This is a genomic window from Xanthomonas phaseoli pv. dieffenbachiae (genome assembly GCF_008639345.1).
Lineage (GTDB): Bacteria > Pseudomonadota > Gammaproteobacteria > Xanthomonadales > Xanthomonadaceae > Xanthomonas > Xanthomonas phaseoli.
In genome coordinates, this window is record NZ_CP041380.1 from 134,082 (window position 1) to 148,397 (window position 14,316).

At 65.9% G+C, this 14,316-nt stretch carries 15 protein-coding genes and 1 pseudogene; 12 read left to right on the forward strand and 4 right to left on the reverse strand.

All coding sequences use genetic code 11. The features are described from left to right. Positions 1-89 precede the first annotated feature (89 nt). Complete coding sequence (locus FLG15_RS00555) at positions 90-1,259, forward strand: Fic family protein (protein ID WP_170922364.1); 1,170 nt, start codon at positions 90-92, stop codon at positions 1,257-1,259. A gap of 125 nt (positions 1,260-1,384) precedes the next feature. Beyond that, positions 1,385-2,287 carry an alpha/beta fold hydrolase gene (locus FLG15_RS00560; RefSeq protein ID WP_057679154.1) on the forward strand — a complete coding sequence of 301 codons (903 nt, stop codon included), beginning with the start codon at positions 1,385-1,387 and terminating at the stop codon, positions 2,285-2,287. A 153-nt stretch (positions 2,288-2,440) separates the two neighbouring features. On the opposite strand, the gene FLG15_RS00565 is transcribed toward FLG15_RS00560, so the two are convergent. Next, positions 2,441-2,824: a YkgJ family cysteine cluster protein gene (locus FLG15_RS00565; protein ID WP_005928616.1), complete on the reverse strand. Its 384-nt coding sequence runs from the start codon at positions 2,822-2,824 to the stop codon at positions 2,441-2,443. A gap of 325 nt (positions 2,825-3,149) precedes the next feature. Here FLG15_RS00565 and oleC point away from each other — a divergent pair, with 325 nt between their 5' ends. From oleC to FLG15_RS00580, 3 genes are all read left to right on the forward strand, one after another. After that, positions 3,150-4,820 carry an olefin beta-lactone synthetase gene (gene oleC / locus FLG15_RS00570; RefSeq protein WP_150145322.1) on the forward strand — a complete coding sequence of 557 codons (1,671 nt, stop codon included), beginning with the start codon at positions 3,150-3,152 and terminating at the stop codon, positions 4,818-4,820. A 227-nt stretch (positions 4,821-5,047) separates the two neighbouring features. Next, positions 5,048-6,058, forward strand: a complete 1,011-nt coding sequence (oleD, locus tag FLG15_RS00575; RefSeq protein WP_057679152.1) for a 2-alkyl-3-oxoalkanoate reductase — start codon at positions 5,048-5,050, stop codon at positions 6,056-6,058. A 64-nt stretch (positions 6,059-6,122) separates the two neighbouring features. Then, positions 6,123-6,281 (forward strand): DUF1328 domain-containing protein, encoded by a 159-nt coding sequence (locus FLG15_RS00580; protein WP_003468167.1) that lies wholly within the window; start codon positions 6,123-6,125, stop codon positions 6,279-6,281. Between the two features lie 115 nt (positions 6,282-6,396). Here FLG15_RS00580 and FLG15_RS00585 read toward each other — a convergent pair whose 3' ends face one another. Then, positions 6,397-6,639 (reverse strand): acetyltransferase, encoded by a 243-nt coding sequence (locus FLG15_RS00585; RefSeq protein WP_057679334.1) that lies wholly within the window; start codon positions 6,637-6,639, stop codon positions 6,397-6,399. Here FLG15_RS00585 and FLG15_RS00590 point away from each other — a divergent pair. After that, positions 6,638-6,818, forward strand: a pseudogene (locus FLG15_RS00590) (hypothetical protein). The gene FLG15_RS00585 and the pseudogene FLG15_RS00590 sit on opposite strands and share 2 nt — an antisense overlap. A 57-nt stretch (positions 6,819-6,875) precedes the next feature. On the opposite strand, the gene ddlA reads toward FLG15_RS00590, so the two are convergent. Continuing rightward, on the reverse strand, positions 6,876-7,979 hold the full coding sequence (ddlA, locus tag FLG15_RS00595) for a D-alanine--D-alanine ligase (protein WP_150145326.1): 1,104 nt from the start codon (positions 7,977-7,979) through the stop codon (positions 6,876-6,878). 234 nt (positions 7,980-8,213) lie between these two features. On the opposite strand from ddlA, the gene FLG15_RS00605 reads away from it, so the two are divergent. From FLG15_RS00605 to FLG15_RS00620, 4 genes are all read left to right on the forward strand, one after another. After that, entirely contained in the window at positions 8,214-8,858 is a 645-nt protein-coding gene (locus FLG15_RS00605; RefSeq protein WP_057679333.1) for a ubiquinone biosynthesis accessory factor UbiJ, read from the forward strand. Further along, positions 8,855-10,528, forward strand: a complete 1,674-nt coding sequence (gene ubiB, locus FLG15_RS00610; protein WP_057679332.1) for a ubiquinone biosynthesis regulatory protein kinase UbiB — start codon at positions 8,855-8,857, stop codon at positions 10,526-10,528. Before FLG15_RS00605 ends, ubiB begins: the two co-directional genes overlap by 4 nt. A gap of 9 nt (positions 10,529-10,537) precedes the next feature. Next, positions 10,538-11,041 (forward strand): cupin domain-containing protein, encoded by a 504-nt coding sequence (locus FLG15_RS00615; RefSeq protein ID WP_150145329.1) that lies wholly within the window; start codon positions 10,538-10,540, stop codon positions 11,039-11,041. A 176-nt stretch (positions 11,042-11,217) separates the two neighbouring features. After that, positions 11,218-12,072, forward strand: a complete 855-nt coding sequence (locus tag FLG15_RS00620; protein WP_057679330.1) for a pseudouridine synthase — start codon at positions 11,218-11,220, stop codon at positions 12,070-12,072. A gap of 541 nt (positions 12,073-12,613) precedes the next feature. Here the strand turns inward: FLG15_RS00620 and FLG15_RS00630 are convergent. Next, on the reverse strand, positions 12,614-13,192 hold the full coding sequence (locus FLG15_RS00630) for a DUF2059 domain-containing protein (protein ID WP_057679329.1): 579 nt from the start codon (positions 13,190-13,192) through the stop codon (positions 12,614-12,616). 56 nt (positions 13,193-13,248) lie between these two features. On the opposite strand from FLG15_RS00630, the gene arfB reads away from it, so the two are divergent. Then, positions 13,249-13,680: an alternative ribosome rescue aminoacyl-tRNA hydrolase ArfB gene (gene arfB, locus FLG15_RS00635; RefSeq protein WP_017156432.1), complete on the forward strand. Its 432-nt coding sequence runs from the start codon at positions 13,249-13,251 to the stop codon at positions 13,678-13,680. 2 nt (positions 13,681-13,682) lie between these two features. Continuing rightward, entirely contained in the window at positions 13,683-14,312 is a 630-nt protein-coding gene (locus FLG15_RS00640; protein ID WP_057679328.1) for a lysophosphatidylcholine acyltransferase, read from the forward strand. Positions 14,313-14,316: the final 4 nt, after the last annotated feature.

Consider the following 14,316-nt stretch of genomic DNA (forward strand, 5'->3'; position numbering starts at 1 on the left):
CGCTGCATGCCGTGCAACATCGCTGCTTAAGAAAAAAAGTGCTATCTAAGTTTCCTTGCAAGAACCATTGCTGACTGTAAGGAAAGAAGATGCCGCATCGCACGACCGGGCATTATGTGGCTGGCGCCCTAGCCGGTAGCCGCTATCAAGCGTTCGTGCCCGGCCCACTGCCGCCGGTGCCGGCATTGGACTTCGCACAGGTCGAGTTGGTTGCGCGCAAGGAACGCGCTGATCAGGCGTTGGGACGGCTTGACGGCATTACGTTGATGCTACCGGACCCGGAACTGTTCCTTTATCAGTATGTTCGCAAGGAAGCCTTGTTGTCGTCCCAAATCGAAGGGACGCAATCGTCGCTCTCGGATTTGCTGTTGTTTGAAATGGACGCGGCACCGGGCGTCCCCATGGACGACGTCGAAGAGGTCTCCAACTACGTTGCCGCCCTCAATCATGGGCTGCGTCGTCTGCGTGATGACGATTTCCCGCTGTCCTTGCGACTGATCCGCGAAATGCACGCGTTACTGCTTCAGGGTGGCCGCGGCGCCAGCAAGCAGCCCGGGGAATTCCGTCGCAGTCAGGTGTGGGTAGGAGGATCGTCGCCGGCGCTCGCCCATTTCGTGCCTCCGCCGCCCGACGCAGTGCCCGGCACCCTGGCGGCACTCGAACAGTTTCTGCATGCGCCACCAGGGCAGATACCGCCCTTGGTGAAAGCGGCGCTTGCGCACGTCCAGTTCGAAACCATCCATCCTTTCAGTGATGGCAATGGAAGATTGGGACGGCTCCTGATTACCTTGATCCTGTGTAGCGAGGGTGTGCTGCGGGAGCCGAGCCTGTATCTGAGTCTGTATTTCAAGCGGCGCCGCGCCGACTATTATGACCGTCTCAATGCAGTCCGGCTCAATGGCGACTGGGAAGGGTGGCTGGGCTTCTTTCTGGACGGCGTGGCCGAAACCGCCCAGCAAGCTGTCGATACCGCGCAGCGATTGCTCGCGCTATTGGCGCGGGACCGCGCACGCATTGCTGCCCTGGGCCAGCGTGCGGGCAATGTGGGCTTGGTGTTTGAGCAATTCGCGCGGCGTGTGGTGCTGGCGGTGCCGCAGGTTGCGCCGCATCTGTCGCTGAGTGTGCCGACAATCCGCGCAGCGGTACGCACGCTGCAAGAGCTGGAAATCGTCAATGAACTCACCGGCCAGCAGCGGCATCGCATCTTTGCCTATCAGGCATATCTCGACATCCTCAGCGAAGGAGCGCAACCGCTGTAAGTAATCACGTCGCTCATCACTGCTGCTGCCTATGCAACACAGGTCAACGTTGTAGCGATCGTGGGGCGCGATGGTGTTGACCAGGCGCCAGACACATTCCAGTCCCTGCTTTACATCGAGAGATCATGAACTACCCCGGCTATCCCTTCACCCCCAAGCGCCTTGAGGTGCGACCCGGCGTTGCGATGTCGTATCTGGACGAAGGCCCGCGCGATGGCGAGGTGGTTGTCATGCTGCATGGCAATCCGTCGTGGAGCTATTTGTGGCGGCATCTGGTGAGCGGCCTGTCCGATCGCTACCGCTGCATCGTGCCCGATCACATCGGCATGGGCTTGTCCGACAAGCCGGACGATGCACCCGACGCGCAGCCGCGTTATGACTACACGCTGCAATCGCGCGTGGACGATCTGGACACCTTGTTGCGGCATCTGGGCATTACCGGGCCAGTCACGCTGGCGGTGCACGATTGGGGCGGCATGATCGGTTTCGGGTGGGCGTTGTCGCATCACGCGCAGGTCAAGCGGCTGGTCATCACCAATACGGCCGCGTTCCCGCTGCCGGCGGAAAAACCGATGCCATGGCAGATTGCGATGGGCCGGCACTGGCGGCTGGGCGAGTGGTTCATCCGCACGTTCAATGCGTTCTCGTCCGGCGCTTCGTGGCTAGGCGTGTCGCGGCGGATGCCGGCAGCAGTGCGTCGTGCGTATGTGGCGCCATACAACAACTGGCGCAATCGCATCTCCACCATCCGCTTTATGCAGGATATTCCGCTGTCGCCGGCCGACAAGGGGTGGTCGCTGCTGGAGCGCTCGGCGCAGGCGCTGTCTGCGTTCGCCGATCGCCCGGTCTTCATTGCCTGGGGCCTGCGCGACATCTGTTTCGACAAGCACTTCCTGGCCGGCTTTCGCAAGGCATTGCCACAGGCCGAAGTGACCGCATTCGACGATGCCAATCACTATGTGCTGGAAGACAAGCATGAGGTGTTGGTGCCGGCGATTCGCGCGTTTCTGGAGCGCAATCGGCTGTAGCGCATCGCGCCGGCACAGCGTGCGGGAACACGTCAGCTCACCGCACGCAATGACTGGAATGACTGCATCGACATCCGATGCAGCGCACCGGACATCTGGGCCATCTGCCTGCCCACGCTGTTGCGAGCACGACACAGGTGCTGCGCTACGGTGTTACACCGGCGGCAGCGGATTGCGTTGCGCGTCGTCCACGCCGACCCAATCGGCATCGGTCAGCGCGTGCAGGCCGTGCGCCAGGCGCGATTTATCGCATTGCGCACTGCGCTGCCCGAATTCCAGTGAGGCCGGCACGGCCGCGCAGGACGATGGGCGGCGGTCGTGGATGCTGCAGCGGCTGTAGCGCCCGATGTCTGCGTCCAGCGCGATGCAGCGCGGCTGCGATTGCGAGGTGCCGCGCATCACCCGCTCATGCGTGCGTAGCGCCTCGGTCAGCTCGATCGGCACCCTGCCGCCCAATGCAGGATCGGCCTCGCTCCAATGGAAACTGACGCGGAAATAGGCGCAGCAGGCGCCGCAGGTAAGGCAGGGGTGTGCCATGGAATGCCGGGCCTGGCGCGGCGAAATCGCGTGGGAAGCGCGGCATTTTGACCGAACCGCGCCGCGATACAAGTAGCGTGCTGCGGTGACCGGTTAGCGATTCAGATGCGCCGCCATGCCTGGGGACGCGGGGCTCCACGCGTGCCGTCGCGCTCTGGCATGCGCTGCGAACCTATTGCCGCGATTGGGTCGGCCACTGTCGCGCGTCGATGCGTCATGGGCGCCGCGCGATGGTGAGCCGCGCCTGCCTCCCCCTGCGCCGCGCGTTGTCTCCAGGTAGCCTGCAGGCGGCCGGCGGCATTGGTGCATGAGTGATAATGCGCCCATGACGACCCTCTGCAATATCGCGGCCACCCTTCCGCAACTGGCGCGCGAGCGCCCCGACCAGATCGCCATCCGCTGCCCGGGCGGTCGCGGCGCCAACGGGTTTGCCGCCTACGATGTGACCTTGAGCTATGCCGAGCTGGATACGCGCAGCGATGCGATTGCCGCCGGACTGGCACGCCACGGCATCGGGCGCGGCGCGCGTGCGGTGGTGATGGTGCGGCCGTCGCCGGAATTCTTTTTGCTGATGTTCGCCTTGTTCAAGGCTGGCGCGGTGCCGGTGCTGGTGGACCCGGGCATCGACAAGCGCGCGCTCAAGCAGTGTCTGGACGAAGCGCAGCCGCAGGCGTTTATCGGCCTTGCGCTGGCGCAGCTGGCGCGTCGCCTGTTGCGCTGGGCGCGCTCGGCAAAGCAGATCGTCACCGTCGGCGGACTTTACGGCTGGGGCGGAGTCACGCTGGCGCGTGTAGAGCGCGATGGCGCCGGCGCAGGCAGCCAGTTGGCCGACACCGCGCCCGACGATGTGGCGGCGATCCTGTTCACCAGCGGCTCTACCGGCGTGCCCAAGGGCGTGGTCTACCGGCACCGGCATTTTGTCGGGCAGATCGAATTGCTGCGCAATGCCTTCGGTATGCAGCCCGGCGGCGTGGACTTGCCGACGTTCCCGCCATTTGCCTTGTTCGACCCCGCGCTGGGGCTGACCTCGGTGATTCCGGACATGGACCCGACGCGCCCGGGCAGCGCCGACCCGCGCAAGTTGCATGATGCGATCGCGCGCTTTGGCGTCACCCAGTTGTTCGGTTCGCCCGCCTTGATGCGCGTGCTGGCCGAGTATGGCCAGCCGCTTCCCAACGTGCGCCTGGCCACTTCGGCCGGTGCGCCGGTGCCGCCGGATGTGGTGGCCAAGATCCGCGCGCTGCTGCCGGCCGATGCGCAGTTTTGGACCCCGTACGGCGCCACCGAGTGCCTGCCGGTGGCCGCGATCGAAGGCCGCACCCTGGAAGCGACGCGCAGCGCCACGGAAGCCGGTGCCGGCACCTGCGTGGGCCATGTGGTGCCGCCCAACCAGGTGCGCATCATTGCGATTGACGATGCGGCCATTGCCGACTGGAGCGGCGTGCGCGAACTGGCGACGGGTGAGGTCGGCGAGATCACCGTGGCCGGCCCCACCGCCACCGACACCTATTTCAACCGCGATGCGGCCACGCGCATCGCCAAGATCCGCGAACGTTGCGGCGATGGCAGCGAGCGCATCGTGCACCGCATGGGCGATGTGGGGTATTTCGATGCCGAGGGACGCTTGTGGTTCTGCGGGCGCAAGACCCAGCGCGTGGAAACCGCGCAAGGCCCGATGTACACCGAGCAGGTGGAGCAGATCTTCAATGCGCTACCCGGGATGGGGCGCAGCGCGCTGGTGGGCGTGGGCGAGAGGGGCCGGCAGCGTCCGGTGCTGTGCTACGAACCGGACGCCTACGCCTGGATGTCCAGCCCGATGGAGCAGGAGGATTTCAGGCAGCAGCTGCGCAGTACCGCTGCAGCGCATCCGCTCACCGCCGGCATCGCCGATTTCCTGTGCCATCCGGGCTTTCCGGTGGATATCCGCCATAACGCCAAGATCGGCCGCGAAACGCTGGCGGTGTGGGCAGCGCAGCAGCTGCAGGAGAGCGGCTGACCACAGGGCGCGCGCAGTGGTCAGGCGGGCGTGGATGGCGCGCTCAGAAATCGCAGTGTGCGAGCGATCGATTCCGAGCACTGCACACTGCGCCGGACATCAGGCGCAGTGTGCGTTGGTCGCTTCGGGTCGCCTGCGTCAGATTGCGTGGCCGCGCGTCGAGGCAAGATCGCCAAGTCGGGTGTGGCCGGCTATGGTGTCGTCCCTCAAAGGCGAGGTGTGGTGCGATGAAGGTATTGGTGACCGGTGGTGGCGGCTTTCTCGGCCAGGCGTTGTGCCGCGGCCTGCGCGCACGTGGGCACGAGGTGGTGAGCTTCCAGCGCGGCGATTACCCGGTGCTGCAACACCTGGGCGTGGGCCAGATCCGCGGCGACCTGGCCGACCCGCAGGCGGTGCGGCATGCCTTTGCCGGGATCGATGCGGTGTTCCACAATGCCGCCAAGGCCGGCGCCTGGGGCAGTTACGACAGCTACCACCAGGCCAATGTGGTGGGCACGCAGAACGTGATCGAGGCCTGTCGCGCCAATGGCGTGCCGCGGCTGATCTATACCTCCACGCCCAGCGTCACCCATCGCGCCACCAACCCGGTGGAAGGACTCGGTGCCGATGAAGTGCCGTATGGCGACAATCTGCGCGCCGCCTACGCGGCGACCAAGGCCATTGCCGAACGTGCAGTACTGGCCGCCAACGGCGCCCAGTTGGCGACAGTGGCACTGCGACCGCGCCTGATCTGGGGTCCGGGCGACAATCATTTGCTGCCGCGCCTGGCAGCGCGTGCACGTTCCGGGCGGCTGCGCATGGTCGGCGATGGCAGCAATCTGGTCGACAGCACATACATCGACAACGCCGCGCAGGCGCATTTCGATGCGTTCGAGCACCTTGCCGTGGGCGCTGCCTGCGCAGGCAAGGCGTACTTCATTTCCAATGGCGAACCGCTGCCGATGCGCGAGTTGCTCAATCGTTTGCTGGCTGCAGTGGGTGCGCCGGCAGTCACGCGTTCGTTGTCGTTCAACACCGCCTACCGCATCGGTGCTGTGTGCGAAACGCTATGGCCACTGTTGCGTCTGCCAGGCGAGGTGCCGTTGACCCGTTTCCTGGTGGAACAGCTGTGTACGCCGCATTGGTACAGCATGGAGCCGGCACGTCGCGACTTCGGCTATGTACCGCGCGTCAGCATCGAAGAAGGCCTGCAACGGCTGCGATCCTCATCTTCCAACGACATCGCCATCACCGGATAAAGACCGGCATATCCACAAGATACGTCTGCGCCGATTCGGCACGACAACTTTTGGATACCTTGCCATGCTGCATTACGCCATCATCTTTTTCGTCATCGCCATCATCGCTGCTGTGCTGGGCTTTAGCGGTATCGCCGGTGCGGCGACCAACATCGCCTGGATCCTGTTCGTGGTGTTCCTGATCCTGGCAGTGATCTCGATGTTCCGTCGCGGCAAGGTATAACGCTTCGCTGCGATACGTCACGGCAGCGGCGCTGCCGGTTGGCGCTCACAGGGCCCGCTTCCGCAAGGACGCGGGCCCTGTGCGTTGTGGCGGCAAGTGCCCGGATTTTGGCTGATTACCGCTGTTTTCCCTTAGACCGCACGTGCTTGCCATTGGCCGGCACGGCATCGCCGATCGCAGCAAATTCCAGTGACCGATGCAGCGCGCTGAAGGCGGCTTTGGCAGGCCTCGGATCGACCTCGCACACCAGTCGCCGCTGTCCTGCTGCACGCGACTGACGGATGAGTTCGCCATGCGCCTGCGTGGCAAGACCTCGCCGACGTGCGGGTGCGGCGATCACGATGCGACCGACTTCCATGAAGCGTGCAACGCGCTCGGCCGTCCACCCGAAGTTCGCAGTGGCACGTCGCATCCTGATCCAGCGCGAGCAGCAAGCCGTCAGCCGGCGCGACGATACGGAGGCGCCAAGCCATTGCCAGCAACGCGGCGAGGCCATCGAAATCGAGCAAGGACCAGCGGTGGCATCGGTGTTGTTGAGCGCAAGCGCCGCGTCGTGGTTGTGCGGCGGTACGGCATGTCGCGGCGGCAGCGCCATCACTGCGTTTGGACCGCACTGCGCAGCAGTTGGTCCTCGGCATGCCGCTGTAGTGCGAGCTCGATCAACCGCGTGATCAGGCTGCGATAGTCCAGCCCGCTTGCTTGCCACAATTTCGGATACATGCTGATGCGGGTAAAGCCCGGCAGCGTGTTGACCTCGTTGATCACGATGCGTCCATCGGCGCACAGAAAGACGTCCACGCGCGCCATGCCTGCACAGTCCAGCGCCTGGTAGGCCTGCACCGCGACTTGTTGGATGCGCTGCTGGGTCTGCGCATCGATGGCAGCCGGGATCACGATCTCCGCACCGTGTTCGCTGATGTATTTGGTTTCGTACGAATAGAACGCATCGTGCACCACCACTTCGCCACAGACGCTCGCTTGGGGCGCATCGTTGCCCAGCACGGCACATTCGATTTCGCGCCCGGCAATGGCCGCTTCCACCAGCACCTTATGGTCGTAGGCCAAGGCCAGGGCGAGTGCAGCGGCGAACTGGTCGGCGCTGCGCACCTGGCTGACGCCGACCGACGAGCCCTGGTTGGCCGGTTTGACGAACAGCGGCAAGCCCAACTGCGCGATCAACGCATCCACATCGGCCATGGCGGCGGTGTGGCGGTTGAAGCAGGCGAACGGCGCCACCGCCAGCCCGGCATCGCGCAACACGCGCTTGGCCATGTCCTTGTCCATCGCGACCGCCGAACCGAGTACGCCGGAGCCGACGAACGGCAGGTTGGCCATGCGCAGCAGCCCCTGCAGCGAGCCGTCTTCGCCCAGGGTGCCGTGCACGATGGGAAACACCACATCGATCTGCGCCAGTGCCTGCTCCGGCTGGATCGGGCGCACCTGCTGCTGTTGCGCGCCCGGCAGCAGCGCCACGCCGCGGCCGCTGCGATGCAGCGCGATGCGCGCCGGGTCGTCGGCATGCAGCAGGAAGCTGTCGGGGTCGTTGAAGTGCCACTGACCTTGCTTGTCGATACCGATCAGCACCGGCTCGAAGCGCTGCGGGTCCAGCGCATCCAGGAGATTGCGCGCCGATTGCAACGAGACCTCGTGCTCGGCCGATTTGCCACCGAAGATGAGGCCGACCCGAATCATGCGCATTGCCTGCTCCTGCCATTCGAAGTGGACAGGATGCCTGTGGCGCATGCGCTGAAGGAAGTCTTGCTGCAGCCAGCCATGGCAAACAACGCCGGCGTGCCCAATGCGCCTGTCAATGCCCTACCTTGCCCGGCAACGCACCCTAGCAACGACCGCACAACCGCCACGCCGGCAGCCGGCACACGTGCCACACCGCCGTCAGGCAGCTGCGACATGCAGGGGCGGTAGAATGCGCCCATGCCCGGATCACTCTTCAATTCCCTCAAGCCGCTCGCCGGCCAGGCCCTGCAGGCAGCGCTCAACCGTGCGCTGGCGCTGGACCCGGATACGCGCGACGCCCTGCTGCCGCTGGAAGGCCAGCGCATCGCGCTGACCCTGGAGGCGCCCGCGCTGGCCCTGCAGATCCGCGTGCACGAGCGCCGGTTGCTGGTCGGCCCGGTCGATCCGGCACAGGAACCTGACCTGGCGGTGCGCAGCAGCCTGGCCGGCTTGCTCGGGCAACTGCCGCTGCTGGCCAATGCACGTCGGAGCGGCGCGCCGGCCGGTCGGCTCAAGGTGTCCGGCGATGCCGAGTTGGCGCGCCAGCTGCAGCAACTGGCCAGCCGCTTCGACCCGGATTGGCAGTTGCCGTTCGTTGCGGTGTTCGGCGAGATTCTGGGCGTGCAGATCGCCGGTGCGGTGCGCGCAGCGCTGCAGCAGGCACGTCGCAGTGCGGTGGATCTGGCGCATAGCGCGGCCGAATTCGTCACCGAAGAATCGCGCGACGTAGTGCCCCGCGCCGAGCTAGAGGCGTTCCATGACGACGTGGACGAGCTACGCGATGACGTCGAACGGCTGGCCGCGCGCGTGAGCCGCCTGCGTGCGAGCGGAGGCGCGGCATGAAGGCGATCCTGCGGGCAAGCCGCATCGGCCGGGTGATCTTGCGCTATCGCCTGGATGCCTTGCTGGAAGGCACCCCGGCCGAGCGCTGGTTGCGTTTGGCCAAACCCTTCGTGCCGCGTGCCAGCGCCGAAATCGCCGCGCAATCGCGCGGCGCGCGGCTGCGCCTGGCGCTGCAGGAACTGGGGCCTATCTTCGTCAAGTTCGGACAGATTCTGTCCACCCGGCGCGATCTGATTCCGGCCGACGTAGCCGAAGAACTCACCTTGCTGCAGGACCGGGTCAAGCCGTTCGATGGCGAGGCTGCACGCCTGATCGTCGAAGCCGCACTCGGCCTGCCGGTCAGCGTGGCGTTCGCCAGCTTCGATACCGTGCCGCTGGCCTCGGCATCGATCGCGCAGGTGCATGCGGCCACGTTGCCGCCCGATGCCAACGGCGTGCGCCGCGAAGTGGTGGTCAAGGTGCTGCGTCCGGACATCGAACGCCAGATCGATGCCGACATCGCGTTGCTGCACTCGCTGGCCACCTTGGTCGAGCGCACCCATCCGCGCGCCGACAAGATCCGTCCGCGCGAAGTGGTGGCCGAGATCGAAGGCACGCTGGCCGCCGAACTGGACCTGCAACGCGAAGGCGCCAACGCCAGCGTGCTGCGCCGGTTCTGGGAAGGCTCGGACGATCTGTACGTGCCGGAAGTGATCTGGTCGCACACCGCCGAGCGCGCGCTCACGCTGGAGCGCGTGTACGGCATTCCGTCCGACGACATCGCCAAGCTCGATGCGGCCGGCATCGATCGCAAGGCGCTCGCGGCCAAGGGTGTGCGCGTGTTCTACACCCAGGTGTTCCGCGACAACTTCTTCCATGCCGATGCGCACGCCGGCAACATCTGGGTCGATTCGGATCCGCAGCGTCGGCTCAATCCGCGCTTCATCGCGCTGGATTTCGGCATCATGGGCCAGCTCTCGCAGGAAGATCAGTACTACCTGGCCGAGAACTTCATGGCGATCTTCCACAAGGATTACCGCCGTATGGCCGAGTTGCACGTGGAGGCTGGCTGGATGCCGTCCAACGTGCGCATCGACGAACTGGAAGCGGCCGCGCGCTCGGTCTGCGAGCCGTATTTCACCCGGCCGCTGTCGGAAATTTCGCTGGCGCAGGTGCTGATCAAGTTGTTCCGGGTGGCGCAGCGCTATGAGTTGACGCTGCAGCCGCAACTGATCCTGCTGCAGAAGACGCTGCTCAATATCGAAGGCGTGGGCCGTCAGCTGGACCCCAAGCTGGACATCTGGGCGGTGGCGCGCCCGGTGCTCGAACGCATCCTGCGCGAGCGCTACAGCCCGCGCCGCGTGCTGCGCGAACTGGGCAAGCGGTTGCCGGAGATCATGACCCATGCGCCGGACATGCCGCGGCTGGTGCACAGCTGGCTGAAGCAGCAGGTGGAAGGCCGCCATCAGATCGACATCCGCTCGCCCGAACTGCTCGCCCTGGACCTGAGCCTGCGCAAGCTGCAGACCCGCGTGGTGACCGCCATCACCGGCAGCGGGTTACTGGTGGTCGCGGCCGTGCTCTATGGCCTGCATCCGGATGGCTGGTACCTGGGCACGGTGCCGGTGTGGAGCTGGATCAGCGGCGGCGCCGGTTCGGCCGCGCTGCTGGTTGCCTGGTTGCGGCGGTAGGGGACGACCATGCCCGACGCAACCGATGCCCTGGACGCGAGCACACCGGTGGCGGCGATGGCTGCGCTGGATGCGCCACCGCGTACGCAAGAATCCAGCTATCCGCCGGTGTTCGCCGCGCAGATGGGCGGCCGCCAGAAGCGCGCGCTGGGCGAGGTGTTCGGGCTGCGCAACTTCGGCGTCAACCTGATCACGCTGGCGCCGGGTGCACGTTCGGCGCTACGGCACGGGCATTCGCAGCAGGACGAGTTCGTCTACATCGTCAGCGGCGCGCCTAGCCTGATCACCAACGCCTGCGAGCAGTTGCTGCAGCCGGGCATGTGCGTCGGCTTCCGCGCCGGCGATGGCGATGCGCATTGCCTGATCAATCGCAGCCAGGCGGTGGTGACGTACCTGGAAGTGGGCGACCGCAGTGCCGGCGATTGCGTGACCTATCCGGACGATGACCTGATGCTGGTCCCCCTGGCAGACGGCCAGCGCGCGTACCGGCACAAGGACGGCACGCCCTACTGAGCGCGCCGGTGGGGGCCATCTGTTGGCGTTGCACGATGGTCCAACATACGGCGATACGCGTATCCGCCTGCTCTGACGCTGGCGTGGTTCGGGCAAGTGAGACGTCAGGCCGCCACGCACGCAGCAGGCAGGCATCAGCTGCGTGGGGAGTGCGCAGCAATCGCACTGTACGAGCTGTGCGGGCCGCAGCCGTTGCCGTGCGCTTGGCCTGGCGACAGAACAGTTGCAGTGTTCGCTGCCGGCAGCGTGGCGATGCAGTGGCATGCGGTGTCGGCGCCGCGGATAATCCGCCGGTGGGCATATCCCCCAAGCATCTGCAGATTCTCTACCAGGACGATGTCCTGGCCGTGGTCGACAAACCCGCCGGCCTGATGGTCCATGACAGCAAGTTGGCACGCGGGGAAGACGATTTCCTGGCCGACCGCCTGCGCGAGCAGCTGGGCAAGCCGATCTTCCTGGTGCACCGGCTCGACCGCGCCACCAGCGGCTGCTTGCTGCTGGCCTTCGATCGCGACAGCGCCAGTGCGCTGGGCAAGGCGTTGATGGCGGGCGAAGTGGAGAAACACTATCTCACCGTCTGTCGCGGCTGGCCGGCCGAGGAGCGCTTCATCGTCGACCATGACCTGGACGGCGGGCCGGGCAAGCCGGTCAAGAAGCCGGCGGTGACGCATTTCCAGCGTCTGGCCACCGGCGAGCTGGAGATTCCGTCCACCGGGTTCACCACCTCGCGCTACGCACTGCTGCGCTGTCAGCCGCAAACCGGCCGCTTCCGGCAGATTCGCCGGCACATGAAGCATCTGTCGCATCACATGATCGGCGACACCAGCCACGGCGACGGCCGCCACAACCGCAGTTTCCGCATGCTCGGCATCCACCGCATGTTGCTGCACGCCGAACGCCTGGAATTTCCGCATCCGGGCGATGGCCGGCGCATCAGCGTCACCGCGCCGCTGGATGCGGAATTTGCCAAGGCGTGTGCGTTGTTTGATTGGGACATGGCGCAATTGCAGGCGATGCCACTCGCACAGTGATGCGGGGGTGCGCAGCGGTCTGTCGACGCCGCAGTGGCGATCGGCAACGCGTCTGGTGAACCGTACCCTCACCCTCACCCCAATCCCCGCCCCGGCCCGCGCTAGCAGCGCGGGCGTTCCAAGGCACGCGCACAAGCGGCGCCTTCTCGCCCGCAGGGAGAGGGGCGTTGCATGCGTATCGTGTTGTTTCTCGCGGCAGCGGCTCACTCGTGTGAGCAAATACTTCCTTCCCCCACCGGGACATTGTCCCCCGTCATGGGGGAGAAGGCGCCCCGCAGGGACGGATGAGGGGACGGGCAAAGCCTCGTGCAGTTGGTACCGCGAGGGCTTCGCCCCGTACCCTCACCCCAACCCTCGCTCCATGCCCCGGCCCGCGCTAGCAGCGAGGGCGTTCCAAGGCACGCGCGCAAGTGACGCGTAAGCGGTGCCTTCTGGCCCCGCAGGAGAGGGCTTCACCAAAGCGCCCTATTGATCTAAATACCAGCAAGCCATGCTCTAACGATTCCCGATTCCCGATTCCCGATTCCCGATTCCCCGCCCCTCAGGGCTTCTTCGCCGGCGCCGGCTCGTTGACGATGGTCTCCAGATCCTTCTGCAGGTCGGCAAACAGCGGCAGCATCCTCTGCTGGATGGCGCCCATCAGGTTCTGGGTCAGGGCCGGGGTCTTGTCGAGCAGGCTCTGGCCTGCCGAGCTCTCGTAGAACTCGGCCATGGCCAGCACGTCCTCGCGCGAGAACGAGCGCTTGTAGATATCCACATACATCGGGCGCAGTTCCGACCACGACAGCGCCTTGCGCACGGTCTGGCGGGTGCGTTCCTGGATGCGTTGCAGCTGCGCCTGTTGGTCGGGATCGAGCTGGCGCTGTGCAGTGAGCTGGGCGAATTGCTGCTGCTGCAGTGCTTCGATCTGCGGCAGCATCGTGTCCAGCATGGTTTGCGCGCGCGAGGCGGCCAGCAGACGGTTGATGTCGGCATCGCTGGGCGCCTGCGCCAATGCCGCCGGGGCGGCCACGGCCAGCAGGGCCGACAGCAGCAGCCGGCGTGCGAGGCGGCGCGTGGCAGCGAGCGAAGAAGTAGGTGTCATCGGAGCATCCTGCAAACGGGGGACCGGCCGCAGCATACGGGAAGCCGGCGTTCGCGCGCGCGTCCACGCCGCTGCCGATACAATCGGCGCACATGGCCAGCGACCCGATCCAGATCACCCCCAGCCTGACGATTCCGCCCAGCGAACTCGTCGAGCGCTTCGTGCGTGCCAGCGGCGCGGGCGGGCAGAACGTCAACAAGGTGTCCACTGCGGTGGAACTGCGTTTCGACGTGGCTGGCTCGCCCTCGCTGCCCGAGCCATTGCGGGCGCGGTTGCTGTCGCGGCGCGACCGCCGCATGACGGCCGAGGGCGTGCTGGTGATCGACGCGCAGCGCTTCCGCACCCAGGACCGCAACCGCGACGATGCGCGCGAGCGGCTGGTCGAGATCATCAGTGCGTGCCTGTCGGTGCCCAAGCGCCGGGTCGCCACCAAACCGAGTCATGGTGCCAAGCTGCGGCGGCTGGATGCCAAGCGGGAACGCAGCCAAATCAAGCGTGGACGCTCTGCGTCCCACTGGGAGTAAGCGTGAGTCAACCCGACCCGTCGTTGCCACCGGTAACACAGGCCAACATCCTGCTGCAGCCACCTCCGCCCCGGATGCCGCGTGCCCATGGCCGCTTCATCCGCTGGCTGGGCCGTACCGCCTTGCGCGTGACTGGCTGGCGTCTGCTCGGGCGGCTGCCCGACGAGCCCAAGCTGGTCATGATCGTGGCCCCGCATTCGTCCAACTGGGACGGCTTCCTGGGCTTTGCGGCCAAGTTCGCGTTGGGTTTCGAAGTGCGCGTGCTGGGCAAGGCGCAGCTGTTCTGGTGGCCGCTGGGCCCGCTGCTGCGCAAGCTCGGTGGCATCCCGCTGGACCGCAGCTCGCCGCAGGGCACCATCGGCCAGGCGGTGCGGCTGATCCGCAACTCCGAGCAGATGTGGTACGTGATCACCCCGGAAGGCACGCGCAAACGCGTTGAGCAGTGGAAGGCCGGCTTCTGGAAGATCGCCTCCGATTCCAACGTGCCCATCCTGCCGGTGTATTTCGACTACCCCAGCAAGACCGTGGGCATCGGCGAGCCGTTCTGGACCGGTGACGACATGGCCGCCGACATCGCCGCCATTCGTACCTGGTACCGGCCGTGGCGGGGCAAGCATCGCGATACGTTGTAGGAGG

Excerpts from the sequence above, each read along its gene's own strand:
- FLG15_RS00555 (WP_170922364.1), top strand. The coding sequence starts at position 90 with ATGCCGCATCGCACGACCGGGCATTATGTGGCTGGCGCCCTAGCCGGT.
- FLG15_RS00560 (WP_057679154.1), top strand. The coding sequence starts at position 1,385 with ATGAACTACCCCGGCTATCCCTTCACCCCCAAGCGCCTTGAGGTGCGA.
- FLG15_RS00565 (WP_005928616.1), bottom strand. The coding sequence starts at position 2,824 with ATGGCACACCCCTGCCTTACCTGCGGCGCCTGCTGCGCCTATTTCCGC.
- oleC (WP_150145322.1), top strand. The coding sequence starts at position 3,150 with ATGACGACCCTCTGCAATATCGCGGCCACCCTTCCGCAACTGGCGCGC.
- oleD (WP_057679152.1), top strand. The coding sequence starts at position 5,048 with ATGAAGGTATTGGTGACCGGTGGTGGCGGCTTTCTCGGCCAGGCGTTG.
- FLG15_RS00580 (WP_003468167.1), top strand. The coding sequence starts at position 6,123 with ATGCTGCATTACGCCATCATCTTTTTCGTCATCGCCATCATCGCTGCT.
- FLG15_RS00585 (WP_057679334.1), bottom strand. The coding sequence starts at position 6,639 with ATGGAAGTCGGTCGCATCGTGATCGCCGCACCCGCACGTCGGCGAGGT.
- ddlA (WP_150145326.1), bottom strand. The coding sequence starts at position 7,979 with ATGCGCATGATTCGGGTCGGCCTCATCTTCGGTGGCAAATCGGCCGAG.
- FLG15_RS00605 (WP_057679333.1), top strand. The coding sequence starts at position 8,214 with ATGCCCGGATCACTCTTCAATTCCCTCAAGCCGCTCGCCGGCCAGGCC.
- ubiB (WP_057679332.1), top strand. The coding sequence starts at position 8,855 with ATGAAGGCGATCCTGCGGGCAAGCCGCATCGGCCGGGTGATCTTGCGC.
- FLG15_RS00615 (WP_150145329.1), top strand. The coding sequence starts at position 10,538 with ATGCCCGACGCAACCGATGCCCTGGACGCGAGCACACCGGTGGCGGCG.
- FLG15_RS00630 (WP_057679329.1), bottom strand. The coding sequence starts at position 13,192 with ATGCTGCGGCCGGTCCCCCGTTTGCAGGATGCTCCGATGACACCTACT.
- arfB (WP_017156432.1), top strand. The coding sequence starts at position 13,249 with ATGGCCAGCGACCCGATCCAGATCACCCCCAGCCTGACGATTCCGCCC.